We start from the raw sequence: 20,551 nt of genomic DNA, 5'->3' as shown, positions 1-20,551 counted from the left end.
CTTCTTCTTGGCCTTCATGATGTTGGGCAGGCTGGCGTAGCGCGGCTCGTTGAGGCGCAGGTCGGCGGTGATCACCGCCGGCAGGTCGACCTCGATGGTCTGCAGGCCGCCATCCACCTCGCGGGTGACCTTGGCCTTCTGGCCGGCGACCTCAATCGCCGAAGCGAAGGTCGCCTGCGGCCAGCCGAGCAAGGCCGCCAGCATCTGGCCGGTGGCGTTGTTGTCGCCGTCGATGGCCTGCTTGCCCATGACCACCAGGTCGGGGCTTTCCTTGCCGATCACCGCCTGCAGCACCTTGGCGACCGCCAGCGGCTCCAGGTCCTCGGCCGTCTGCACCAGGATGGCGCGGTCGGCGCCCATGGCCAGCGCCGTGCGCAGGGTTTCCTGCGCCTGGGCCGGGCCGATGGAGACCGCGACGACTTCCGTGGCCACGCCCTTTTCCTTGAGACGCACGGCCTCTTCGACCGCGATCTCGCAGAACGGGTTCATGGACATCTTGACGTTGGCGAGGTCGACGCCCGTCTGATCGGGCTTCACCCGCGCCTTGACGTTGTAGTCGATCACCCGCTTGACCGGGACCAACACCTTCATGGGTTGCTAGCGCCTCAAATTGCTCAGGGAAAAAGGGATCGTGCGGGGCAATACAGGGTCCGGCGCGGTTTGCAAACCACTGCGAACCGGCGGATCGGGGCCTGACGCCGCGGCCGCCATCGCTTATGGAGGGATCATGAACAGAGCCTTCACCCGCCTGAAGTGGATCTTCATCGGCATCTTCGCCGTGGCGAACCTTGGAATCCTGGTCTGGACCGTGGGCTGGGCGCTGCCGGAACAGCACTGCGTCGAGGCGCACAAGTGGTGGGATCCCTATTCGCGGGTCTGCGCCCAGCCGATCCTGACGTCGGACATCACCGGGCGGATGATCACCGACAAGAAGGCCCGCGACGCGGCGCTGCACGCCATCGGCCGCGATCCGCCGCTGACCGGCGCGGTCCCGCCGCCGGCCGCCGCTGCGCCGAAGCCCTAGCGCGTCGCGCCCGAGACCCAGAAGACCTCGGCCGCGCCGCGGTCATTGGCGTGGCGGGCGGCCACGAACAACAGGTCCGACAGCCGGTTCAGGTAACGCAGGGCCGGCCCGCTCACCGGCTCGCCGGCCTCGGCCAGCCGCACGGCCTCGCGCTCGGCCCGGCGGCTGACCGTGCGCGCCAGGTGCAGGGCCGCCGCCGCCGGGGTCCCGCCCGGCAGGATGAAGGACTTGAGCTCCGGCAGGCCGGCGTTCAGCGCGTCGATCTCCGCCTCCAGCCGCGCGACCTGGCTGTCCAGGATGCGCAGGCGCGAGCCTGGCGCCTCGTCCGCCGCGGGCGGGGTGGCGAGGTCGGCGCCCAGGTCGAAGAGCTCGTTCTGCAGCCGCGCCAGCAGGGCGTCGAACGCCGCGTCGCCGGCGGTGTGGGTGCGCGCCAGGCCCAGGCATGCGTTGGTCTCGTCCACCGCGCCGTAGGCCTCCACGCGGGCGCTGGCCTTGCTGACCTCAGCGCCACTGGCCAGGCGCGTGGTCCCGGCGTCGCCAGTGCGGGTGTAGATGCGGTTCAGGGTCACCATGGCGGCGCGCGGCCTAGTGTTTCGATCGCCACCAGAACACGCCCACGATCACCGTGATGGCGATGGCCTGGGTGACGACCCGCAGGCGCATCAGCTTGTTGGAATAGGACCGGCCGAACTCGCCGCCGCGGAACAGGGCGTAGATTCCCATCGCGAGCACCGAGGCGACGACAGCGAGGGCGACGTAAACAACTGTGTTTAGGCTGAGCATTTTTCGATCTTAAGACAGAGCGGGCTTGCGAACCACAGCCAAGCAGGCTATGCGCCGCTTCCCCAGCCGTTGGTGAGCATGTTCAGCGAGCCCAATTCGTTGAAGGGGTCGAATTTTTGCCCCACTCCGGGTGCAGTCGGGAAGCGTACGTCCCCCCGCAGCCCCAGCCAACCTTTCCGTTGCCTCGATTCCGCAAATCAGCGATCAATCGGGTAACGAAGTATGTGAACGTGTTCACCGAACCGCGTCTGGACGCGCGGGGCGGCTAGAACAAACTGGAAAGGACGGCGTCGCCGTCATATCACCGCATGATGCATATCGCTCAAATCCAAGCTTCCGATGAAACCGGCGTGAAAGCGCCGACCCGGCGCGCGCTAGCCAAGCAACAGACCCGCGCCAAGGTGCTCGCCGCCGCCCGCCGACTGTTCAGCGAGCAAGGCTATGAAGGCGCCACCATCCGCGACATCGCCGCCGCCGCCGGCATGTCGACGGGCGCGGTGTTCGCCAACTTCGCCGACAAGTCCGACCTGTTCCGAGAGATCATGACCACGGACATGTTGGCGCTCGCCGAGGCGATGACCGAGGCCGCCGCCCAAGGCAACGGCGTGGAGGACTCCTTGCAGAAGGTGTTCGCCGCCGGCTACCGCTTCTACCAGACCCAGCTGCCGCTCGCCCGCGCCGCCTTCAGCGTGGGCTGGTCGCCGGAAGACGGCCCGGCGCTGCGCAACGCCCCGCCCGTGCAGACCATGCTGAACCTGATCTCGAGCCAGCTCGAGCGCGGCGTGCAGGGCGGCGAACTGGCCGACGGCGCGGCCTCGCCCCTGCGGACCCAGATGCTGTTCGACGCCTATCTGTCGAACTACGACCACGCCATCTTCCAGGGCTGGGCGCCGGAGGCGCTGCAAGAGCGCTCCCGCGACCAGATCCGCATCCTGCTGGCGGGCGTCCGGAGGAGCTAGGCCGTCGGCGCCGTCTGACGAGTGATGACTTCACCGCCCGATCTGACGCAAGCCGACGACCTGTTGACCGACAAGCTGTTGGCGAGCGGCGAACCTGCCGCCATCGCGCCCGTCCCCGTGACGGGCGTGATCGCCGGCGTGCGCCAGGCGCAGAAGGAAAACACCCGCAACCGGGTGATCGAGGCGGCCCGCGAGCTCTTCGACACCCAGGGCTACCAGGGCACGACGATCCGTGAGATCGCCCGCCACGCCCAGGTCTCCGTCGGCAGCGTCTTCACCACCTTCGCCTCGAAGTACGAGATCCTCAGCCAGGTGATGCGCGACCGCCTGGACGGGCTGTACGCCGAGCTCGACCGGGTGATGCCGCACCTGCGGGGCGCGACGGTCGACCGTTTGCGGACCATGTTCGCGGTGCATTTCGCCTTCGAGGTGCGCCACAAGAAGCTGTTCCTGGCCTACATCTCGGCGACCTACGACTGGACCCTGCCGTCCACCGCCACGCCCATGGGACGCAACCTTCGGCTGCAGGACATCATGCGCGAGAGCCTGTGCAAGGGCGTGGCCGAAGGCGACGTCGATCCCTCCGTTGACCAGCAGGAGATCATCGACCTGCTGATGGCGGCCTATGTCTGGGTCTATCGCCTGGCCGCCTGGCACGACGCCGACGCCGAGGAGATGACCCGGGTCATGGACCGCCAGATCGGCCTGATCGCGGCGGGGTTCTCGCCGAAGTGCTGACAATCCTCCTCTCCCCCGCGAAGCGAGAGGGAGAGGAACTCAATTGGCGCCGTCCAGCAGCCGGCGCGCGATCACCTGCGCCTGGATCTCGCCGGCGCCTTCGAAGATGTTGAGGATGCGGGCGTCGGCCAGCACGCGGCTGACCGGCTGCTCCACGGCAAAGCCCGTCCCGCCGTGGATCTGCACGGCGTTGTCCGCCGCGGCCCAGGCGATGCGCGCGGCGACCAGCTTGGCCATGCCGGCCTCCAGGTCGCAGCGGCGGCCCGCGTCCTTGGCCTCCGCCGCGAACCAGGTCAGCCGCCGCGCGCCCAGCAGTTCGGCGGCCATCATGGCGAGCTTGTTGGCCACGCGGGGGAAGGCGCTGAGCGGTTCGCCGAACTGCCGGCGTTGCAGGGCGTAGTCGAGGGCCAGGTCGAGGGCGTTCTGACCGACGCCGATGGCCCGCGCGGCGGTCTGGATGCGGGCGCTCTCGAAGGTGGCCATCAGCTGGGGGAACCCCTGGCCTTCCTGGCCGCCCAGCAGGTTGGCGTGGGCGACCTCGAAGCCGTCGAAGGCGATCTCGTACTCCTTCATGCCGCGGTAGCCGATCACCGCGATCTCGCCGCCGCCCATGCCGGGCGCGGGGAAGGGATCGGCGCCCGCGCCGCGAGGCTTCTCCGCCAGGAACATGGAAAGGCCCCGGTGGTCCTTCGACGCCGGGTCGGTGCGCACCAGCAGCGTCATCAGGTCGGCGCGGGCGGCGTGGGTGATCCAGGTCTTGGCGCCGGTGACCCGCCAGACCTCGCCGTCGCGCACCGCCCGGGTGCGCAAGGATCCCAGGTCCGAACCCGCCTCCGGCTCGGTGAAGACGGCGGTGGGGATGATCGCGCCGGAGACGATGCCCGGCAGGAAGCGGGCCTTCTGATCGTCCGTGCCGTGGGCGATCAACAGTTCTGCGGCGATCTCCGAGCGGGTGCCGAGCGAGCCCGTCCCGATGAAGCCGCGCGACAGGGCCTCGGTCACCACGCACATGGCGACCTTGCCCAGGCCCGAGCCGCCCCAGGCCTCCGGCGCGGTCAGGCCGAAGACGCCGAGCGCGCCCATCTCCTCGATCAGCGTCAGCGGGATCAGCTCATCGCGCAGGTGCCAGCCGTGGGCGAAGGGCGCGATCTTCTCGGCGGCGAAGGCCGCGAACTGGTCGCGGATCGCCTCCAAGGTCTCATCGAGGCCGCTGGTTTCCAGGGCGGACCGCCCGCGCGCCTGGTCCAGCAGCTCGACGATCCGCGCCTTCACCGCCGGCGAGGCCCCCGGCGCGAGCCGCTCCGCCAGCGGCGCCAGGCGCTGCGCCGAGACGCCCGCTTCCCGGGCGCGGAAGGTCTCGGCCTGGTTCATCGGCAGGCCGCCCAGGAGCTGGCTGACGTACTCGTAGGCGAGCAGCTGCGCGGGCAGGGCCTCGGCCTCGCCGAGCCGCCCCTCGGCGTCCAGCGCGCGGGCCCAAGCGGCGGTCTGGCGCAGGGTCTCGGCGTAGGCCGCCGTCCAGGCGAGGCCGTGGGCTGCGTGCTGCTCGGCGTCCAGGGCGGCGCGGTCGACCCGCCCGTCCGGCGCGACCCGCGCGGCCACCGCGCTCCGCAGCTCGGCGACCAGGGCGGAGGCTTCGCCGGCGGCCTGGTCGAGAAGGTCGGTGAGGTCGGGCAGGATCATGGCCCCAGACTATAGGGGAAGCTTGCCTTGCGCCGCACGGCCCTGCTTACGTCGAGGGAAACATAGGGAAGCCCGCCATGCTCGTCGTCCACCACCTCAACAACTCCCGCTCGCAGCGCATCCTGTGGCTGCTGGAGGAGCTGGGCGCGCCCTACGAGATCAAGTTCTACCAGCGCGACGCGACGACCAACCTGGCGCCGCCGGAGCTGGAGGCGGTGCATCCGCTCGGCAAGTCGCCGGTGATCACCGACCAGACAAGTGGCGGCGACGACATCACCATCGCCGAGTCCGGCGCCATCGTGGACTACATCCAGCGCACCTATGGCGGGGGCAAGCTGCCCGTCCCGGCCGCCGGCCCCGATTTCGAGAAATACAACGAATGGCTGCATTACGCCGAGGGCTCGGCCATGCTGCCGCTGATGGTCAACCTCTACGTCATGCGCCTGGGCGAGGCCGGCGCCCCGCTGCACCCGCGCATCCAGAGCGAGATGGCCAACCACCTTGGCTATGTGGAGGCGTCCCTCGCCGGCCGCGACTGGCTGATGGGCGAGTTCACCGCCGCCGACGCGCAGATGAGCTTCGTGGGCGAGGTCGCCCGCGCCTTCGGCCAGGCGCCGACCTATCCCAACATCGCCAACTGGGTGGCACGCTTCCAGGCGCGGCCGGCCTATGTCCGGGCTCTGGAAAAGGGCGGGGCGTATAATCTGGGGCCGCAGAAGTAGGGGCGCCCACCCCTTCACCTCACTCGAACGGCGGGAACTCGTCCTCGTCCATCAGGCCGTAGAGGAAGTCGAAGACGGCGGCCTTGGTGAGTGCGTGCGGGATGGCCGAGAAGTGGTCGCAGCCCGGGATGATCTTGGCCTGCCCGTGCGGGAAGATCCGCGCCAGCGCCTCCGGGTCGCCGGCGGTCTCGTCGCCGGAGCCCGCCACCACCAGCGTCGGGACGGGCATGTCCCGCAGCGCGGCGGGGTTGAACGGCATGTTCTTCACGCGGGTGACCGCGGCTAGCGCCTTGCGGTCCTCACCCTGCTCGTCGGCGAACTGGCGGAAGGATCGCAGCATCGGCTGGGTGATGGCCGACGGGTCCTCGGCCAGCAGCGCGTCGGCCATGGGCTCGCCCGCCACGTCCGGGGCCTTTTCCAGGAGCTTGCCGCCGACCCCGCCCAGGATCAGGTGCGTGAGGCGGCCGGGCTGGGCGATGGCCAGTTCGAGGGCGGTGCGCGTGCCCATGGAGTAGCCGAACATGTCGGCCCGCTCGATCCCAAGCTCGTCCATCAGGTTGAGCACGTCGGCGGCCAGCCGCTCGCGCTCATAGGCCTGCGGCTCGTAGAGCTTGGCGCTCTCGCCGTGGCCGCGCTGATCGAGCGCGACCACCCGGGTGCGGCGCCGCTCGAACGCGGCGTACCAGCCGGTGCGTTTCCAGCCTTCGATGCGGTTGGAGGCGAAGCCGTGGATCAGGACGATCGTACGGTCCGCGCCGCCCGGCGGGGTGATGTCGTCATAGGCGATCTGGACGCCGTCGGAGAGGAAGCTGGCCATGGGACGCGAGCCTAGGGTCGGTTCACGCGGGCCTCAAGGCGCTTCGCCGGTCCACTCCCAGTGCCAGGGCTCGAAGGGATAGGGGACGAAGCCGAAGCGGTCGGCGTTGGCGACCAGCCAACGGTAGGCCGCCGTGCGGCTCATGAAGAGGCGGTTGGCGTCGGCGCTGGAGTCCGGCGGGAAGCCGGGCGCCTGGCCCACGTAGACGTCCATCGTCAGGCCGGTGCGGTGCGCCGAGCAGGTCGCCCGCTGCACGTTGTTGCAGTTGCCCTCGTGGGCGCAGCGGGCGGCGTCGGCCGCGGGCGCGCGGAAGCCGGAGAACAGGGTCAGGTTGCGTGGGTCGGCGGCGATGGCCGGGTCCTCGCGCCGGGCCGCAGCGGCCATCTGGCGATAGGCGGCCAGCGCTGCGGGCCGCAGCTGGACGAGCTTGCCGCCATAGCCCTCCGCCGCGGTCGCCCAGGCAAGCGCCGAGGCCGGGGGCGGGTTCGGACAGACGCCCTGGGCGCTCAAGCGCACGAACGGCCGCCGCATCTGCATGACCGACTTCAGCCGGGCGAAGACGGCGGGTGTCATGACGCCGTCGGCCGGCAGGCCCTGGCCGCCTTCCCAGGCGGCGAGGGCGGCGGCGAAGGCGGGCGTGTCCGGGGCGCAGGCGGCGCGGATTTCGCGGCCGATCAACGGCGCATAGGTCGCCCAGCCGATCTCGGCGCGGCCGAAGGGCGTCCAGGCCAGGGCGGCGAGGGAGGCCGCGTTGGCCCGGGCGGCGTCCGCCGGTCCGGCGTCGCAGGCCGGGCGCGCGGGATAGGGGATGGACGCGGGCAGCGGCGGCGGCGCAGGCTGCTGCGAAGGCGTCACCGCTTTCGGGCCGGGGGCGGCGTGCGGCGCGGAAATCGGCGCGGGCGGCTTGGGAATCGGCGCGCAACTGGTGACGCGCAGCACCACGGCCCCCAGGATCAGCGCCGCCAGGACCAGGCCGCCCAGGAACCGTAGCGGTGTTGAGGACTTGAAGTTCACGCGCCTGACAACGCGCGGCGCGACGCGAGGTCCCCGATGACGTCTTTCAAGGCCGCGCTCTGCGCCGGCCTCCCCTTGCTGTTGCTGGCCGCGGCCTGCTCCGATTCCAAGTCCACGGCCCAGACCACCCCGCCGCCGGCCGCCCCGGCGTCCGCCGGCACGCCCATGGCGACGGCGACGGTCGCCGACGCGCCGCCCCAGGTGCAGACCGCGCCGACGCAGGACCTGAACGTGGCGCTGATCGACATGTCGCCGATCGCGGGTTCCGCCGCCCAGGCCGCGCAGCCGATCCTCACCGCCGACTGGAGCACCGTCGGCGCGACGCCGCAGGCCCGGCGCAACGCCCTGATCCGCGCCGAGGTCCTGCTTTCCCGCGCCCACTTCTCGCCCGGCGTCATCGACGGCCAGGACGGCGGCAACCTGAAGAACGCCATCGCCGCCTACGAGACCGCCAACCAGCTGCCGGCCGACGGCAAGATGAACGCGGAGGTCTGGAGCGCGCTCGGCAAGGACCCACGGCCGGCGCTCACCGACTACGTCATCACCGCCGACGACGTGAAGGGGCCTTTCCTGCCGACCGTCCCCAAGGACATGGCCGAGATGGCCAAGCTGCCGGCGCTCAGCTTCACCGGCCCCGTCCAGGAGCTGGCTCAGCGGTTCCACATGGACGAGGGCCTTCTGAAGGCCCTGAACCCCGGCGCCGATTTCAGCGCGGCGGGGACGAGCATCGTGGTGGCCGCCGTCGGGCCGGAGAAGCTGGCCATGCCGGTGACCCGGATCGAGGTGGACAAGACCCAGCATCAGGTCCGGGCCTATGGCGCCGCCGACCTCCTGCTGGCGGTCTATCCGGCGACGGTGGGTTCGGCCGAGCGGCCGGCGCCGAGCGGCGACTGGGCGGTGCGCACCGTGGCCTCCAACCCGACCTACACCTTCGACCCGTCGCGGCTGACCTTCGGCAAGGCGTCGGAGGGCAAGCTCACCATCCAGCCCGGCCCGAACAATCCGGTCGGCTCGACCTGGATTGACCTGACCAAGGACACCTATGGCATCCACGGCACCCCGGACCCCCGAATGGTCGGCAAGGCCGCCAGCCACGGCTGCGTGCGCCTGACCAACTGGGACGTCCGCCAGCTCAGCCTGGCGGTGAAGAAGGGGACCACGGTGGACTTTGTCGGCGGCGAGACGGGCAAGGCGCCGAAGGCGGCCTGAGGCCGCCGCGGGCCAAGCCTAGGGGCCTCGCTCGCGGGCCTCCGCCTGCAACTCTTCCGGGGAACGATGCCGGAAGCCGGGGAAGTCCTCTGGCGTCGCCACACCGCTATGCCCGTAGGCCTGCTGATAGCCCTTCATCACGCCCTTGTGCTGCGCCTGGTCGGCGATATCGCCGCGTAGGGGCAACTTGGCCTGCGCCTCGGCGTGGGTGATGGGCCCGCCCCAGAGCGGGCACGGCGGGGCGATGCGGTTGGAGTGCTCGCTGGCCGGTTTGCAGTCGTCGCCGGCGGGCGGGCGGTTGCGGCTGAACAGCGGTCGCTTGGCGAGGTCGGCGAACACCTTGCCCATGTCCGGCCGCGGCCCGGCGCGGTTCAGGAGCTCCGTGTCGGCCATATGCTGGGTGTCGAGGACCTTGGGCGCGGCGGGAGCGGCCGGCGGCTGCGCAGCGGGCGGGGGCTGGGCGGGCGCCTCCGTCAGGACGGTCGCGGTTTGCGGCTTGCGGGGCGGCGGACTTATTTTTGGGCGCGGCGGGCGCTCTGGCCGCAACAGCTCGACGGCCATGGCCGGCGGTTCGACGAAGACCGGCGGCGCCCGGGTGGTCATCCAGGCGACGACCAGCGCCAGGTGCGCGAGCACCGACACGGCGATCACCGCAGCGCGATGGCGTCTCCGCAAGCCTCAAACCCCCGTTTGAGGCCCCCCCTTTGAGCCCGTAGGCTCTACAGCCAAGGTGGTCGATTTAAGGCCTAGCTTCGCCAGCGCAGGGTGGTGGGCTCGACGGGATTGGCGAAAGCGCGGCCCTCGCGGCGGCTGGCGGTCCATTCGCGCTTCAGCTGCTGGTACCACTTCGCCTGGCGGTCGGCGTCGTCGATCCACAGGAGCGACGGGTCGTACTTCAGCCCCTCGTTCTGCAGGTTCACCATGTCGCCGTCCTGGCGCAGGAACGCTCGCGCGCCGGCGGCGATGAAGGGCTTCAGGAACAGGAAGGCCGGGTGGTCGGACCAGACGATCTGGGTGATCCGGGTGGCCTTGTCGTTCACCGGCGTCAGGCAGGTCAGCGACAGCACCTGGCGCTTTCCGACCGTGACGTGCTCCCAGCGCAGGCCGGGGATGCGGAAGGTGATCTCGGTCAAGGGCTCGCCGCCCAGGACGGCGTAGGCGCGGGAGTTCTTCGACGGCTCGTGGCGCACCATGGCGAAGCCCTGCTCGCGGGGCTCGAAGCGCTTGGCCTTCTCGTGCTGGCTGGATTTCGAACGCCACCACCATTGCTGGTGGACGTAAGGGCCGTGCGCCGGGTCCATCAGGCCCACGACGGCGTGGTCGATGTGGGCGGCGAAGTCCATGCGGTCGACCAACTTGGGCCCGCCGCCGACCACGCCGGGGAAGACCGGCGGCGGCTCGGCGGGCTCGCCCGCGCCGCGCGGGTCGGATCCGGCCCAGACGAAGACCAGCCCCTGGCTCTCGGCCACCGGATAGCGGCGCACGCGGATGCGGCTGACGTCCATCGCCTGGTCGGCCACCAGCGAGGGGATGGCCGCGCAGCCGCCATCGGCCCCGAAGCGCCAGCCGTGATAGGGGCATTCGACGGTGGTTGCGCCCGAGGCCTCCTGGTGGAACCGTCCCGCCGACAGCGGCGCGGCGCGGTGCGGGCAGATGTCGCGAAGGGCGAAGAGCTCGCCCTTCGGCGAGCGGCCGAGCAGCACCGGTTCGCCCAGCAACTCGTAGCGGACAAGCTTGCCGCGCGGCAGGTCCGAGGCGAGCGCGGCGAAGTACCAGATGTCGGTCAGGAAGCCCTGACCGAACTTCGGGTCCGTACGTGCGGTCTTGGCGGCGTCATCGGCCATGAGCCGCTTCTACGGCGGGTCGCGGCATCGTGAAAGTGCGGGGCTCCCACGGCTTCAGCCTTGTTGAACTCACGGGCGCCGCGATTTCACTGAATCGGCGTCGAAGCCTACACTAGTCTTCTCGAGCGATCGGGAGGACCGTGCGTGTTCAAAACTGTCGCCGGCGTTTTCATCCTCGGCCTGCTGGCGCCGCCGGCCCTGGCCCAATCCGTTCCCGCCGCGGACGACGCCACCCTGATGCGCGAGTTCTTCGGCGCCACCCTGGAGATCGACCTGCCCGCCGTCGGGTGGAGCACCAAGCGCTACTTCGCGCCCGACCACACCTATCGCGAGACGGGTAACGACGGCGACGTCCGCGGAACCTGGCTGATCGACGACGGCAAGCTCTGCGTCGTGCCGGACAAGCAGCTGGCCGACCGCGCGGCGCGGTATTGCAGCCTGGGCCCCGGCAAGAAGGTCGGCGACAAGTGGTCCGGCGCCGACCCGGTCACCGGCAACCTCGTCCTGTTCTCCCTGGAGCCCGGGCGCTAGGCTGCGTCAGAGCCGCAGGAAGACCGCGGCGTATTCCGACAGGCCGATGGAGCCGCCGCGCAGTTCGGCGTCGCCGGCGCGCACCTCGAGCAGGCTCGCGCCCTCCAGGTCCGGCGCGTCGACGAACCGCGGCTCGGCGCTCATGTTGAACAGGCAGGCGATGGCCTCGGCGCCGTCGCGGCGCACGAAGCCCAGGACCGGATCGGGCAGGTCGAGGAAGGAGAGCTCGCCCATTGTCATGGCCGCGGATTCCCGGCGGAATTCGATCATCGCACGGGCGAAGTTCAGCGTGGAGTCGGGGTCCGCGTCCTGCGCCTCGACGGTCAGGCCGGCGTGCTCGGCGGCGGCGGGCAGCCAGGGCGTCCCGGCGGTGAAACCGAGGGCGTGGCCTGGCGACCACGGCATCGGCGTTCGGCAACCGTCGCGCCCGCCGGTGTAGGGCCAGTAGAGGTCGCCCACCGGGTCGCGCAGCTGGTCGCGGCGCAAGCTCGCCTGCGGCAGGCCCAGCTCCTCGCCCTGGTAGATCAGGGTCGTGCCCTTCAGGCTGAGCAGCAGGGCGAACAGCAGCCGGGCCAGCTCCGGTGAGGCGTCCTCGCCGCCGAACCGGCTGACGGTGCGCGGCGCGTCGTGATTGGAGAAGCTGATGGTCGGCCAGTGCGCCGGATGGGCGGCCAGCGTCGCGTAGTGGTCCTTGACGAACTGCGGCGAGAGCGTCCGGGCCAGCAGCAGGACGAAGGTGTAGGCCGAGTGCAGGCCTTCGCCGGGCGAGAGATAGGCGCCGCAGCGTTCCTCCTCCTCCGAGAACTCGCCGAACACGAAGCGCTCGCCCCCGTTCCGGCCATCGTGCGCCTCGACACGCCGGCGGATCACCTCCAGGGTCTCGACATTCTCCGGCAGGTTGGAATCGTGGAGGTGCCGCTGCAGGTTGCCGGCGTGGGACCAGTCGTACTTGGTGCGCTCGGCCATCGGCACGGGCGGGTTGGGCGTCAGGGCCGCGTCGTGCAGGAAGGTGCCGGCCACGTCGAGCCGGAAGCCGTCGACCCCCTTGGCCAGCCAATGATCGAGGACGCTGAGCGCGGCCTCCCGCGCCGCCTCGCTGCGCCAGTTCAGCTTCGGCTGCTGGCGCAGGAACTTGTGGTGGTAGTGCCGCCGCCGCGCCGGTTGGTAGGCCCAGGCCGGGCCGCCGAACACCGAGAGCCAGTTGTTGGGCGCGGTCCCGTCGGCCTGTGGGTCGGCCCAGACGTACCAGTCGGCCTTGGGCCCGTCGGCGCCGCCGGTCAGGCTTTCCACGAACCAGGGATGGACGTCGGAGGTATGGCTCAGCACCTCGTCGAGGACGACCTTCAGCCCGTGGGCGTGAGCGGCGTCCAGCAGGCGCTGGAAGTCCTCCGCCGTCCCATAGTCGGCCTGGACGCCCTCGTAGTCGGCGACGTCATAGCCCCAGTCGCGGTTCGGCGAGGGATGGATCGGCGACAACCAGATCCCGTCGACGCCCAGGCTGCGGATGTAGTCCAGCTTGGCCTCGACACCCGGCAGGTCGCCATGCCCATCGCCGTCCGAGTCGAAGAAGCTGCGGACGTAGACATGATAGAGGACCGCGCCCTTCCACCAGGGTCTGCCCATCGGATCAGCCTCCCAGATGCTCCCCCTCAGGGGGAGCTGTCAGCGAAGCTGACTGAGGGGGTTCACGCCCGCCGGCTCTGCGGCGGAAACCCCCTCCGTCTCGTCGCTTCGCGCCGATCCACCTCCCCCAAATTGGCCTTCGGCCAGGGGAGGATCTATTCGCTCAGACTTCCGACGTGTTGTTGATGATGCGCGAGACGATGCCGTAGTCGACGGCTTCCTCGGCGCTCATCCAAAAGTTCCGCTGGGTGTCCTTGACGATCCGCTCGACGGGCTGGCCGGTTTCCTTGGCGATCATCCGGTTCACGCGGTCGCGCATCTTGATGATCTGCTCGGCCTCGATCTGGATGTCGCTGGCCTGGCCGCGCATGCCGCCGGCCGGCTGGTGCAGCAGGAAGCGGGTGTTGGGCAGGCAGAGGCGGTTTTCCTTCTTGGCCCCCAGGAAGATGTGCGCGCCGGCGCTGGCGACCCAGCCGGTGCCGATCACCTTCACCTCGACGCCGCAGAAGCGGATCATGTCGTGGATGGTGTCGCCGCTTTCGACGTGGCCGCCGGGCGAGTTGATGATCATCCGGATCGGCTTGTCGTTCTCGGCGGCGAAGGCGGTGATCTGGGCGGTGACCCGCTCGGCCAGGCGCATGTCGATCTCGCCGAACACGAGGACGGTCCGCGACTTGAAGAGCGCGTTCTGCACCGGCCCGGAGGTCATCGGCATGTCGGGCTGGCGGCCCTTGTCCTCGTCGTCCTCGTCTTCGTCGTCGAGGTAGTCCCGGTAGATCTCGCGCATGTAGTCCTCGTGAATTCCAAGTGAGCGGAACGTGCGTCGCCGGAGCGGCCACCGCAAGGGGGCGTCTGCCGATTCCGACGCGCCGGGCCTGACGGGCCGAAGGGCGGCGTGGCAGTATCGGCGCCGAAACTCCCGGAGGATCTTCGATGGCGGCCTCACTCTACGCCCTCAGCGTGGGCAGCTTCCTGCAGACGGCGGAGGCGGTGGCCGGCTTCCTCGACCGCGCGGCCAGGCATTGCGCGGAGGCGGGCGGCGACCCGGACGACTTCGTGGACGCCCGGCTGATCGACGACATGGCGCCTTTCCATTTCCAGATCGAAGCCCTGTGCCACCACGCCGTATGCGGTGTGGAAGCGGTAACGACCGGAGTGTTCGACCCGCCGGGGCTGATCGGCTCGCAGCCCTTCGCCGACCTGCAGGCGATGGTGGCCCGCTCGGTCGCGGCGCTGAACGCGTTCGACCCCGAAGAGGTCAACGGCTGCGCCGGCAAGGACCTGGACCTGCAGATCGGCCCGCGGCGGTTGGCCTTCACGGCGGAGGACTTCTTCCTGTCCTTCTCGCTGCCCAACTTCCATTTCCACGCGGTGACCGCCTACGACATCCTGCGGTCGCGGGGCGCGCCGATCGGCAAGCGGGATTACGAGGGCCGGCTGCGGACGAAGACGCCCTAGCCCGCCGCCGTGGCGATGAGGCGCGCGTAGAACTGCACGCACTGCTGCAGGTTGGCCAGCGTCAGGTGCTCGTTGGTGCCGTGGATCATCTCCACGTCCGCGAGGCCGAACGCCATGGGCTGGAAGCGGTAGACGTCGCTCGCCACGCCCTGCAGGTAGCGGCTGTCGGTGCCGGCGGTGACCAGGCTGGGGGCCACGGCCGCGCCGGTCACCTGGCTGGCGACGGCGGAGATCACCTTCCAGCCGCCGGAGGCGGTGGACGAGACCGGCGAGGGCTCGGAAGGCGCATCGACCCAGGCGAGCGCCACCGGCAGGCCGCGCACCGCCGCCTTGGCCCGCGCCATGACGCTGGCCGAGGTGTCGCCGGGCGCGATGCGGTAGTTGATCCAGGCCGCGGCATCCTGCGGCAGGACGTTCTCCTTGGGGCTGCCCCGCAGCATGGTGGGCGCGATGGTGGTGTGCAGCAGGGCCGCGCCGGAGGCTGTGGCGCCGATCTGGCGGATCAGCATCGGCTTGAACAGCCACGGATTGGCCACCGCCATCCGCACGACGAACGGCGCCCTGGGGGCCACGCTCTGCAGCATGGCCGCGCCGGGTCCGCGGAAGTCCATGGGGAAGCCATGGTCGGCGATGGCCGCCACCGCCTTCGACAGCTCCACCACCCCGCCGCCGTCGCGCGGCGGCGCCGAGGAGTGGCCGCCCTCGGCCCTGGCGGTGACCTTCAGCGTCGCATAGCCCTTCTCCGCCGTACCGATCAGCGAGAGCTTGCCGCCGGTGACCGGGTTGTCGGTCAGTTCGACCAGGCCCTCGTCGAGCACGAACTGCGCCTTGATCCCCCGCGATTTCAAGAGCGCCGCAGCGGCGCGGGCGCCGGTCCCGTGGGTCTCCTCGTCCTCGCCGGAGACGATGATCACCGTGCGGCGCGGCTTGAAGCCGGTCCTGGCCAAGGCCTCGGCGCCCTCGAACAGGGTGATCAGCGAGCCCTTGTCGTCGATGGAGCCGCGGCCCCAGACCGCGCCGTCGGCGATGGCGCCGGAGAAGGGCGGGTGCTTCCAGTCGCCCTCGGTCCCCGCCGTCACCGGCACCACGTCCTGGTGGGCCATCAGCACGATGGGGGCGAGCGCGGGGTTCGAGCCCTTCCAGGTGTAGACCAGGGTGTTCTTGCCGACGATCTCGCGGGTCATGGCCGCGTGCGCCGCCGGATAGGTCGCGCTGAGGAAGTCGTGCAGCTTGCGCCATTCGTCGGGCTGGTCGTCGGCCAGGTCCTGATGGCTGACGGTCTGGATCTGCACGGCCTGCGACAGGTGTTGGGCGGCCTGGGCGACGTCGAAGGGGGCGGCGGGGACGACCCGCACATCGGCGGTCGAGACCTCGCCGGGCGGCCGGTAGGTCAGCGTACGCACCAACGCCACGGCGATCACGGCGAGCACCGCCAGGAAGACCGCCAGCGCGATCCGGCTCAACAGACGCATGCGGCCTCGACTCCCCGTTCGGCGGCGACCATAGGGCAATCGGCGCGGCGGCTGAACCGCCGTGGCTCGGCGTCCGTTCCGGGAGAGTGCGGGTCTCCAGTTTCTCCATCCCTCCGGCGTCCCCGGCGGCGCGCCTCCTGGCGGGGTTGGCCGCGGCTGGCCTGGACCTGATCCTGGCCGCCTGCGCGCTGGGGCTGATGGCCAACGCCTGGGCGCCGCCGCAGGACCTGCCCTGGACGCCGCTGCGCCTCGACCAGCCGGTGGGCCTGGCGACGGTGTGGAAGTACCGGCACATGCGGAACGATCCCGTCCTCTGCCGCCAGGTGCTGGCGGAAGGCGGCGTGGCCCTCCGCGACGAGCCCGACCGGCGGGCCGGCCGCTGCATGCCGTTCAACAGCGTGCGCCTGGAGGGCCCGGGCCTCACCCCGCTGAAGCCCGCCGCGCCCCAGATGTCCTGCCGCCTGGCGCTGGGCTACGCCCTCTGGGACCGCCACGTGCTGCAGCCCGCCGCCATCGGCCTCCTGGGCGGGCCGGTCAGCGAGGTGGCGCACCTGGGGACCTTCGCCTGCCGCAACCTCTACAACGAGGTCGATGGACGCCTCAGCGAGCACGCCTACGCCAACGCCATCGACGTGGCGGGCTTCCGCACGGCCTCGGGCGAGACGGTCACCGTGGCGAAGGACTTCCACGCCGACGACCCGGCCGGCCGGTTCCTGCGCGCGGTCCGCGACGGCGGCTGCCACTGGTTCGGGGCGGTGCTCAGCCCCGACTACAACCTCGAGCACCACGACCACCTGCACTTCGACGAGGGCCGCAACCACATCTGCCGCTAGGGCCCGGCGTCCGGCCTGGCCGCCTTGACGGGAAAGGCGCCCGCACCGCAAATGGCCGCCAATCAAACGGACGTTTTAGAGGAGCGCGCCATGAGCGATGTGATGGACAAGCCTGAGACCCTCACCGGCAAGCTGTTCGACCTGACCGGCAAGGTCGCGGTGATCACCGGCTCCTCGCGCGGCATCGGCAAGGCCATCGCCGAGCAGATGGCGGCCCATGGCGCCAAGGTGGTGATCTCCTCGCGCAAGGCCGGTCCCTGCGAGGAGGTGGCCGCCGCCATCAACGCCCGCAGCGCGGGCCACGCCATCGCCGTCCCGGCCAACATCTCCTCGAAGGACGACCTCCAGCGGCTGATGGACGAGACCCGAAAGGCGTTCGGCAAGATCGACATCCTGGTCTGCAACGCCGCCTCCAACCCCTACTACGGCAGCCAGCTCGACATCTCGGACGACGCTTTCAACAAGATCCTGTCGAACAACATCGTGGCCAACAACTGGATGATCCAGATGGTCGCGCCGGAGATGAAGGCGCGGAAGGACGGGGCGATCATCATCGTCTCCTCCATCGGCGGCCTGCGCGGCTCGGAGGTGATCGGCGCCTACTGCATTTCCAAGGCCGCCGACATGCAGTTGGCCCGCAACCTCGCCAAGGAGCTGGGGCCGCACAACATCCGGGTGAACTGCGTGGCCCCCGGCCTGGTGAAGACCGACTTCGCCAAGGCCCTGTGGGACACCCCGGCCGGCGAGGAGCGCGCCAGCTCCGGCACGCCGCTGCGCCGCCTGGGCGAGCCCGACGACCTGGCCGGGGCGGCCGTCTACCTGGCCAGCCGCGCGGGGGCCTGGACCACGGGTCAGACGATCGTGGTGGACGGCGGGAGCACCTGCTGAGGCGCGCGCCCTACTCCGCCATCGTCTCGCCGGAGCCGCCGAAGTCGTTGGGGAAGTCGCGCAGCTTGGGCAGGCCGTCCCTCATCGGCAGGACGGTCTCCTGGTAGTTCACGTGCAGGCCCGGCGCGAAGGCCAGCGTCGGGATGGTGGCGGCGAAGACGTCCACCAGGCCGAGCGGCGGGTGGTCGGTCATCAGGTGGCCGCCGCATTCGGTGCAGAACTTGCGGTAGCTGACCTCGGTGGCGTTGAAGGTCGCCACCTTGTCCGCGCCCTTGGTGACCGTCACGGCCTCCGGCTTCCACAGGCTGAAGGCGTTGACCGGCCCGCCCGACCAGGACCGGCACGAGGCGCAGTGGCAATAGCCCATGCCCTCCGGCTCGCCGCTGACCTCCACCTCCACCGCGCCGCAGAAACAGCGTCCGATGTAAGCCATGATCGCCCTCCATTGAGATCAACGTTCGATGAACCCTATGGAGGGACAGCCGGAAAGGGAACCAGGGCGGGCCGGCGATGTCCCAGCATTGGCGCGTTTCCGGCATAGATCGGCGTAATAACGCAAGCGCGCCACACCGGCCCGCGCGATGCTGCGAACCTCGTCAAAACCCCGGAGGTTCCGATGCCCGCCACCTTCCGCCATTTCGCGATCAACGCCGACGACATGCCGCGCGCCAAGCGGTTCTATGAGGAGGTCTTCGGCTGGCGGTTCACACCCTGGGGCCCGCCTGGCTTCTACCAGACCCGCGACGCGGGCGCGGGGATGTTGGGCGCCTTGCAGGGCCGCCGCGCGATCACGCCCGACCTGAAGCTGAACGCCCTGGAGACCAGCTTCGGCGTCGAGGATCTGGCCGCGACCATCGCCGCCGTCGAAGCCGGCGGCGGCCAGATCCTGATGCCGCGGGTGCGGATCGAGGGCGTCGGCGACCTGATCTACTTCCGGGACCCCGAAGGCAACGTCCTGGGCGCCATGCAGTACGACAAGGGTGTGTGGGACGCATGAGCGCGGCCGAGCTGGACGCCGGCGACGGCTTCCTCGTCCGCTCCCTGGCCTCGACCTATCCGGACGGGTTCCAGCTCGGCGACCACGACCACCCTTGGGGACAGCTGGTCTATGGCCGCACCGGCGCCATGCTGGTGACCGCGCAGGGCCGGCGCTGGCTGGCGCCGCCGACCCGGGCGATCTGGTTGCCGCCGATGCGGCCCCACGCGATCCGGATGCGCGGCCAGGTGGCCCTGCGGACCCTCTACATCTCGCCGCGGATCGCCGCGCCGCTGGGCGAGGCGCCCTGGGTGCTCGAGGTGGGACCGCTTCTGCGCGAGCTGATCCTGCACATCCTGGCGGCCGGCATGCTGGGGCCGCAGGAACCGCAGCAGGCGCGGATGGCCGCGGTGCTGGTCGACCTGATCGCCGCGGCCCCGCGGCAGGACATGGCCCTGCCGCTGCCGCTCGACCCGCGCGCCCTGGCGCTGGCGGAACGGCTGCAGGCCGCGCCGGACGACCGCGCCGGCCTGCCGGCGCTGGCCCGGGCCGCGGGCGCCTCGCTGCGCACCTTGCAGCGGATCTTCCCCCGCGAGACCGGCCTGTCCCTGGAAGCCTGGCGGCAGAAGGCGCGGATGATCCACGCGGCGGCGCGCCTGTCGTCCGGCGAGGCGGTGACCGCTGTGGCGCTGGATTGCGGCTACGACAGCGTCAGCGCCTTCATCAGCGCCTTCCATCGGCAGTTCGGCCAGACGCCGGGCCGCTACCGCGCCCGCTGAGCTTCGCCTATCCCGCGCGGAGCAGGTCGCGCGCCTTGGCCAGCCGTTCGATCCCGGCGTCCAGGGTTTCGTCGCGCTTGGCCAGGCACAGGCGCACGATGTGGGTGACCGGATCCTCCTCGTAGAGGGCCGAGACCGGGATGGCCGCGACGCCCGCCTCCTTCACCGCCCGCAGACAGAACTCGCGGTCGCTCAAGGGAATGCCGGACGCCGTGAGGTCGACGTTCAGGAAATAAGTCCCCTGGGTCGGCAGGGTCGCGAAGCCCTCGCGGCGCAGGCCCGCGGCCAGACGGTCGCGGGACCGCTCCAGGGCGCGCGGCATGGCGTGGAACCAGTCGCCGGCGTTGTCGAGCCCGAAGGCTACGGCGGCCTGCAGGTTGGGGGCGGTGGTGAAGGTCAGGAACTGGTGGGCGCGGGCCAGGGTGTGGGTCAGCCCCGGCGCGGCGCAGAGGAAGCCCACCTTCCAGCCCGTCAGGCCGAACATCTTGCCGGCCGAGCCGATCTTGACCGTCCGCTCGCGCATGCCAGGCAGGGCGATCAGCGGCCGGTGGCGGGCGTTTCCGAACACCACCTGCTCCCAGACCTCGTCGCAGATGGCGATTACGTCGTGGGCGACGCAGAGCTCGGCCAGCAGGGCGAGGTCCTCGTCCGGCAGGACGGTCCCCGCCGGATTGTTCGGATTGTTCAGCACCACGAAGCGGGTGCGTTCGCTGAAGGCGGCCTCCAGCATCGCCCGGTCGAACCGCCAGTGCGGCGGCTGCAGGCTGACGAGCTTGGGGACGCCTCCCGCCAGGCGGATCATCGGCAGATAGGAATCGTAGAGCGGCTGGAAGACGATCACCTCGTCGCCGGGCTCGATCAGGCCCAGGAAGGCCGCCGCCAGCGCCTCGGTGGCGCCGGAGGTGATCGTGACCTCGCTCATCGGGTCGAGGTCGAGGCCCTGGGCGCGGGCATAGTGGGCGGCGACCGCCGTGCGCAGCTCCGGCAGGCCGGCCATGGGCGGATATTGGTTGTAGCCGTTCAGCACCGCGTCGGCGGCCTTCTCGCGGATCGCCTGTGGCCCCGGATCGTCGGGGAAGCCCTGGCCGAGGTTGATGGCGCTTAAGGATCGGGCGAGGCCAGACATCTCCTCGAAGACGGTCATCGGCAGGCTTGAGAAGATCGGGTTGGGCATTAGATCATCGGTCATGAAGGCGGCGGT

At 70.5% G+C, this 20,551-nt stretch carries 24 protein-coding genes; 11 read left to right on the top strand and 13 right to left on the bottom strand.

All coding sequences use genetic code 11. The annotated features are described in order from the left end of the window. Positions 1–591 (bottom strand): electron transfer flavoprotein subunit beta/FixA family protein (locus E8A49_RS08985; protein WP_293379311.1); only part of this gene is annotated, 591 nt, incomplete at its 3' end. A 136-nt stretch (positions 592–727) separates the two neighbouring features. On the opposite strand from E8A49_RS08985, the gene E8A49_RS08980 reads away from it, so the two are divergent. Continuing rightward, the gene (locus tag E8A49_RS08980; RefSeq protein ID WP_293379308.1) at positions 728–1,024 is read left to right on the top strand and encodes a hypothetical protein; all 297 of its coding nucleotides are present in this window, start codon (positions 728–730) and stop codon (positions 1,022–1,024) included. Here E8A49_RS08980 and E8A49_RS08975 read toward each other — a convergent pair. Next, positions 1,021–1,596, bottom strand: coding sequence for a cob(I)yrinic acid a,c-diamide adenosyltransferase (locus E8A49_RS08975; RefSeq protein WP_293379304.1), 576 nt, complete (start codon positions 1,594–1,596; stop codon positions 1,021–1,023). The two genes, E8A49_RS08980 and E8A49_RS08975, sit on opposite strands and share 4 nt — an antisense overlap. 13 nt (positions 1,597–1,609) lie before the next feature. Then, positions 1,610–1,807: a twin transmembrane helix small protein gene (locus E8A49_RS08970; RefSeq protein WP_293379301.1), complete on the bottom strand. Its 198-nt coding sequence runs from the start codon at positions 1,805–1,807 to the stop codon at positions 1,610–1,612. Between the two features lie 350 nt (positions 1,808–2,157). Here E8A49_RS08970 and E8A49_RS08965 point away from each other — a divergent pair, with 350 nt between their 5' ends. Together E8A49_RS08965 and E8A49_RS08960 are read left to right on the top strand one after the other, a co-directional pair. Continuing rightward, a complete protein-coding gene (locus E8A49_RS08965) occupies positions 2,158–2,766 on the top strand; it encodes a TetR/AcrR family transcriptional regulator (RefSeq protein WP_293379298.1) in 609 nt (202 codons plus the stop codon). Between the two features lie 24 nt (positions 2,767–2,790). Beyond that, entirely contained in the window at positions 2,791–3,504 is a 714-nt protein-coding gene (locus tag E8A49_RS08960) for a TetR/AcrR family transcriptional regulator (RefSeq protein WP_366928804.1), read from the top strand. 39 nt (positions 3,505–3,543) lie between these two features. On the opposite strand, the gene E8A49_RS08955 is transcribed toward E8A49_RS08960, so the two are convergent. Then, on the bottom strand, positions 3,544–5,184 hold the full coding sequence (locus E8A49_RS08955; protein ID WP_293379295.1) for an acyl-CoA dehydrogenase family protein: 1,641 nt from the start codon (positions 5,182–5,184) through the stop codon (positions 3,544–3,546). A gap of 77 nt (positions 5,185–5,261) precedes the next feature. On the opposite strand from E8A49_RS08955, the gene E8A49_RS08950 reads away from it, so the two are divergent. Next, positions 5,262–5,906: a glutathione S-transferase family protein gene (locus tag E8A49_RS08950; RefSeq protein WP_293379292.1), complete on the top strand. Its 645-nt coding sequence runs from the start codon at positions 5,262–5,264 to the stop codon at positions 5,904–5,906. 19 nt (positions 5,907–5,925) lie between these two features. On the opposite strand, the gene E8A49_RS08945 is transcribed toward E8A49_RS08950, so the two are convergent. Continuing rightward, entirely contained in the window at positions 5,926–6,723 is a 798-nt protein-coding gene (locus E8A49_RS08945; protein WP_293379289.1) for an alpha/beta hydrolase, read from the bottom strand. A 33-nt stretch (positions 6,724–6,756) separates the two neighbouring features. Further along, positions 6,757–7,737 carry a D-alanyl-D-alanine carboxypeptidase family protein gene (locus tag E8A49_RS08940; protein ID WP_293379286.1) on the bottom strand — a complete coding sequence of 327 codons (981 nt, stop codon included), beginning with the start codon at positions 7,735–7,737 and terminating at the stop codon, positions 6,757–6,759. A gap of 36 nt (positions 7,738–7,773) precedes the next feature. Between E8A49_RS08940 and E8A49_RS08935 the strand changes: the two genes are divergently transcribed. Beyond that, positions 7,774–8,946: a L,D-transpeptidase gene (locus tag E8A49_RS08935; protein ID WP_293379283.1), complete on the top strand. Its 1,173-nt coding sequence runs from the start codon at positions 7,774–7,776 to the stop codon at positions 8,944–8,946. Positions 8,947–8,964: 18 nt separating this feature from the next. Here E8A49_RS08935 and E8A49_RS08930 read toward each other — a convergent pair whose 3' ends face one another. Beyond that, positions 8,965–9,621 (bottom strand): hypothetical protein, encoded by a 657-nt coding sequence (locus E8A49_RS08930; RefSeq protein WP_293379280.1) that lies wholly within the window; start codon positions 9,619–9,621, stop codon positions 8,965–8,967. A 71-nt stretch (positions 9,622–9,692) separates the two neighbouring features. Continuing rightward, positions 9,693–10,790 (bottom strand): aromatic ring-hydroxylating dioxygenase subunit alpha, encoded by a 1,098-nt coding sequence (locus E8A49_RS08925; RefSeq protein ID WP_293379277.1) that lies wholly within the window; start codon positions 10,788–10,790, stop codon positions 9,693–9,695. A gap of 144 nt (positions 10,791–10,934) precedes the next feature. Between E8A49_RS08925 and E8A49_RS08920 the strand changes: the two genes are divergently transcribed. Next, the gene (locus E8A49_RS08920; RefSeq protein WP_293379274.1) at positions 10,935–11,321 is read left to right on the top strand and encodes a hypothetical protein; all 387 of its coding nucleotides are present in this window, start codon (positions 10,935–10,937) and stop codon (positions 11,319–11,321) included. Positions 11,322–11,327: 6 nt separating this feature from the next. Here the strand turns inward: E8A49_RS08920 and E8A49_RS08915 are convergent, their stop codons facing one another. Both E8A49_RS08915 and E8A49_RS08910 read right to left on the bottom strand, forming a co-directional pair. Beyond that, positions 11,328–12,944, bottom strand: a complete 1,617-nt coding sequence (locus tag E8A49_RS08915; RefSeq protein ID WP_293379272.1) for an alpha-amylase family glycosyl hydrolase — start codon at positions 12,942–12,944, stop codon at positions 11,328–11,330. Between the two features lie 163 nt (positions 12,945–13,107). After that, positions 13,108–13,731, bottom strand: a complete 624-nt coding sequence (locus E8A49_RS08910; RefSeq protein ID WP_293379269.1) for an ATP-dependent Clp protease proteolytic subunit — start codon at positions 13,729–13,731, stop codon at positions 13,108–13,110. A 146-nt stretch (positions 13,732–13,877) separates the two neighbouring features. On the opposite strand from E8A49_RS08910, the gene E8A49_RS08905 reads away from it, so the two are divergent. Continuing rightward, on the top strand, positions 13,878–14,402 hold the full coding sequence (locus E8A49_RS08905) for a DUF1993 family protein (RefSeq protein ID WP_293379266.1): 525 nt from the start codon (positions 13,878–13,880) through the stop codon (positions 14,400–14,402). Here the strand turns inward: E8A49_RS08905 and E8A49_RS08900 are convergent. Beyond that, the gene (locus E8A49_RS08900; RefSeq protein ID WP_293379264.1) at positions 14,399–15,874 is read right to left on the bottom strand and encodes a M20 family peptidase; all 1,476 of its coding nucleotides are present in this window, start codon (positions 15,872–15,874) and stop codon (positions 14,399–14,401) included. The two genes, E8A49_RS08905 and E8A49_RS08900, sit on opposite strands and share 4 nt — an antisense overlap. Positions 15,875–15,960: 86 nt before the next feature. On the opposite strand from E8A49_RS08900, the gene E8A49_RS08895 reads away from it, so the two are divergent. Together E8A49_RS08895 and E8A49_RS08890 are read left to right on the top strand one after the other, a co-directional pair. After that, complete coding sequence (locus E8A49_RS08895; RefSeq protein ID WP_293379260.1) at positions 15,961–16,707, top strand: extensin family protein; 747 nt, start codon at positions 15,961–15,963, stop codon at positions 16,705–16,707. A gap of 102 nt (positions 16,708–16,809) precedes the next feature. After that, positions 16,810–17,595, top strand: a complete 786-nt coding sequence (locus tag E8A49_RS08890; protein WP_293379320.1) for an SDR family oxidoreductase — start codon at positions 16,810–16,812, stop codon at positions 17,593–17,595. A gap of 10 nt (positions 17,596–17,605) precedes the next feature. On the opposite strand, the gene E8A49_RS08885 is transcribed toward E8A49_RS08890, so the two are convergent. Next, on the bottom strand, positions 17,606–18,028 hold the full coding sequence (locus E8A49_RS08885; RefSeq protein ID WP_293379257.1) for a GFA family protein: 423 nt from the start codon (positions 18,026–18,028) through the stop codon (positions 17,606–17,608). Positions 18,029–18,211: 183 nt separating this feature from the next. On the opposite strand from E8A49_RS08885, the gene E8A49_RS08880 reads away from it, so the two are divergent. After that, entirely contained in the window at positions 18,212–18,592 is a 381-nt protein-coding gene (locus tag E8A49_RS08880) for a VOC family protein (protein WP_293379254.1), read from the top strand. Beyond that, positions 18,589–19,350 carry a helix-turn-helix transcriptional regulator gene (locus E8A49_RS08875; RefSeq protein ID WP_293379251.1) on the top strand — a complete coding sequence of 254 codons (762 nt, stop codon included), beginning with the start codon at positions 18,589–18,591 and terminating at the stop codon, positions 19,348–19,350. Before E8A49_RS08880 ends, E8A49_RS08875 begins: the two co-directional genes overlap by 4 nt. A 7-nt stretch (positions 19,351–19,357) precedes the next feature. Here E8A49_RS08875 and E8A49_RS08870 read toward each other — a convergent pair whose 3' ends face one another. Continuing rightward, positions 19,358–20,524, bottom strand: a complete 1,167-nt coding sequence (locus tag E8A49_RS08870) for an aminotransferase (protein WP_293379317.1) — start codon at positions 20,522–20,524, stop codon at positions 19,358–19,360. Positions 20,525–20,551 lie beyond the last annotated feature (27 nt).

This window comes from Phenylobacterium sp. (genome assembly GCF_004799515.1).
Classification (GTDB): domain Bacteria; phylum Pseudomonadota; class Alphaproteobacteria; order Caulobacterales; family Caulobacteraceae; genus Phenylobacterium.
The sequence above is the reverse complement of the archived record's forward strand: the minus strand, read 5'-3'. Positions and strand labels throughout refer to the sequence as shown.

Coding starts and splice junctions, on each gene's coding strand:
- E8A49_RS08875 (WP_293379251.1), top strand. CDS start 18,589: ATGAGCGCGGCCGAGCTGGACGCCGGCGACGGCTTCCTCGTCCGCTCC.
- E8A49_RS08915 (WP_293379272.1), bottom strand. CDS start 12,944: ATGGGCAGACCCTGGTGGAAGGGCGCGGTCCTCTATCATGTCTACGTC.
- E8A49_RS08905 (WP_293379266.1), top strand. CDS start 13,878: ATGGCGGCCTCACTCTACGCCCTCAGCGTGGGCAGCTTCCTGCAGACG.
- E8A49_RS08945 (WP_293379289.1), bottom strand. CDS start 6,723: ATGGCCAGCTTCCTCTCCGACGGCGTCCAGATCGCCTATGACGACATC.
- E8A49_RS08950 (WP_293379292.1), top strand. CDS start 5,262: ATGCTCGTCGTCCACCACCTCAACAACTCCCGCTCGCAGCGCATCCTG.
- E8A49_RS08980 (WP_293379308.1), top strand. CDS start 728: ATGAACAGAGCCTTCACCCGCCTGAAGTGGATCTTCATCGGCATCTTC.
- E8A49_RS08925 (WP_293379277.1), bottom strand. CDS start 10,790: ATGGCCGATGACGCCGCCAAGACCGCACGTACGGACCCGAAGTTCGGT.
- E8A49_RS08910 (WP_293379269.1), bottom strand. CDS start 13,731: ATGCGCGAGATCTACCGGGACTACCTCGACGACGAAGACGAGGACGAC.
- E8A49_RS08870 (WP_293379317.1), bottom strand. CDS start 20,524: ATGCCCAACCCGATCTTCTCAAGCCTGCCGATGACCGTCTTCGAGGAG.
- E8A49_RS08935 (WP_293379283.1), top strand. CDS start 7,774: ATGACGTCTTTCAAGGCCGCGCTCTGCGCCGGCCTCCCCTTGCTGTTG.
- E8A49_RS08880 (WP_293379254.1), top strand. CDS start 18,212: ATGCCCGCCACCTTCCGCCATTTCGCGATCAACGCCGACGACATGCCG.
- E8A49_RS08885 (WP_293379257.1), bottom strand. CDS start 18,028: ATGGCTTACATCGGACGCTGTTTCTGCGGCGCGGTGGAGGTGGAGGTC.
- E8A49_RS08975 (WP_293379304.1), bottom strand. CDS start 1,596: ATGGTGACCCTGAACCGCATCTACACCCGCACTGGCGACGCCGGGACC.
- E8A49_RS08970 (WP_293379301.1), bottom strand. CDS start 1,807: ATGCTCAGCCTAAACACAGTTGTTTACGTCGCCCTCGCTGTCGTCGCC.
- E8A49_RS08900 (WP_293379264.1), bottom strand. CDS start 15,874: ATGCGTCTGTTGAGCCGGATCGCGCTGGCGGTCTTCCTGGCGGTGCTC.
- E8A49_RS08960 (WP_366928804.1), top strand. CDS start 2,791: ATGACTTCACCGCCCGATCTGACGCAAGCCGACGACCTGTTGACCGAC.
- E8A49_RS08955 (WP_293379295.1), bottom strand. CDS start 5,184: ATGATCCTGCCCGACCTCACCGACCTTCTCGACCAGGCCGCCGGCGAA.
- E8A49_RS08890 (WP_293379320.1), top strand. CDS start 16,810: ATGGACAAGCCTGAGACCCTCACCGGCAAGCTGTTCGACCTGACCGGC.